The organism is Hymenobacter agri, assembly GCF_054778495.1.
In genome coordinates this window covers 1-1,484 of the sequence record NZ_BAAGZM010000832.1, presented here as the reverse complement: position 1 = coordinate 1,484, position 1,484 = coordinate 1, and the positions used below count along the sequence as shown (strand labels likewise).

Below are 1,484 nucleotides of genomic sequence, written 5' to 3'. Positions count from 1 at the left end.
GGCACGGTGCCGGTAGCAGGGTCGCGCGTGAGGGCGGCTTCCTGGGCTTCGGCCTCGTCGGGGCGGTCGGTTTGGGGGTGTTCGCGGCGCTCCTCGGCAGCACTGTCGCGGTGGTGCTTCTTCACCACGCGGTCATCGGTATGCTGGCAGCTGGCGACGGCTAGTGCGCCTGCTGCCAGAAAAAGCCGCACAGCAGTGCGGCCAAGCGTAAATTGTTGCATCATAAAACGAGAAGTCGGCAACCTATTAATTACCAGCAAAATAGGAACAGAAGCAAGACAACGCGGTATGGCATCATTAAAAGCCGCACCGGTCAAATTCCACAAATATACCCGGCGGGCACCGGGCATCATAGCCAAGTGGCGCGTTTCCGTTATTGGTCCGATTCAGGCATTCGCAGCCATTCTCCAGCGGCAGTATTCTGCCTATTCGTACCGGGCACGAAGCGCCTGTTATGCGGTGTCAATTCACCGCACTGCACCAATGCGGCCAGCCTGTCAACGTCAGATTACGCCGCCCGATAGCCGACTAGCGCGCCAGCTTCTCGGCCCGAAACAGGTCGTCGGCCGTTTGCAGCGCCGGAATGGTCAGGCTGAAATTGTAGGCTACGCTACTGATGGTGGCGCGGCGCGCCCGGGCCAGCCCCTCCGACACGCCGGGCGTGACGGGCGGGTCGGGTTCGATGGCCTCGCCGGGCCGGAGCGAAGTCGTTACGGGTGTGTTGAAGACCGGGCCGCGGTGGCAGGCCGCCGCCAACAGCCCCAAAGCCACCACCGCCGGGCGGGCAGGAAAACGAAAGTTCATGAGCAAGCGAGTATTACAGGCTGACGCGGAAGGACACCCGCGGTAGAGACGCATATTTGCGGCTCGTCGTTGAACGGTTGTGCGAGCGCAATGAGCATTGGAGCCTCAGCGAACCCGACAACCGTTCAACGACGAGCCGCAAATATGCGTCTCTACCCCCATGAGCCCTCTACCGCCGTCCGTTGCCGCTGTCCATCTCTACCCGCTGGGCGACGCGGCCGTGGTGCTGGAATTCGGCAGCACCATCAGTCCGGCCACGCACGCGGCCATCACGGCTTTCGCGGCCAAGCTGGCAACGCGGCCGTTCGTAGGCTTGCGCGAGGCGGTGCCCGCTTTCACCACCCTCACCGTGTATTACGACCCGTGGCTGGCCAGCGAGCACGGCCGCTACCCCGAACCCTACGAGCGGGTGGCTGCTCAGCTACGGGCGCTGCTGGCCGAAGCGCCCGACACGGCCGCCGCGGCCGAAGCTGAAGTCGTGGAAATTCCAGTCTGCTACGGCGGCGAATTCGGGCCCGATTTAGTTTTTGTAGCCGAGCACGCCGGTTTGAGCACGGCGGAAGTCATTGCCCGGCACACCGCGCCCGACTACCTGGTGCACCTGATTGGCTTCGCGCCCGGCTTCCCGTACCTGGGTGGAATGGATGCGCGGCTGGCCACGCCGCGCCGGCCGCAGCCGC

At 64.1% G+C, this 1,484-nt stretch carries 3 protein-coding genes; 1 reads left to right on the top strand and 2 read right to left on the bottom strand.

What is annotated here, in order from left to right; translation table 11 throughout:
* Together ACYVDE_RS22610 and ACYVDE_RS22605 are read right to left on the bottom strand one after the other, a co-directional pair.
* Positions 1 to 224: hypothetical protein (locus tag ACYVDE_RS22610; RefSeq protein WP_460503794.1), on the bottom strand; the 224-nt coding region annotated here is incomplete at its 3' end.
* A gap of 304 nt (positions 225 to 528) precedes the next feature.
* The gene (locus tag ACYVDE_RS22605) at positions 529 to 804 is read right to left on the bottom strand and encodes a hypothetical protein (protein WP_460503793.1); all 276 of its coding nucleotides are present in this window, start codon (positions 802 to 804) and stop codon (positions 529 to 531) included.
* Between the two features lie 160 nt (positions 805 to 964).
* On the opposite strand from ACYVDE_RS22605, the gene ACYVDE_RS22600 reads away from it, so the two are divergent.
* Positions 965 to 1,484 (top strand): 5-oxoprolinase subunit B family protein (locus tag ACYVDE_RS22600; protein ID WP_460503792.1); only part of this gene is annotated, 520 nt, incomplete at its 3' end.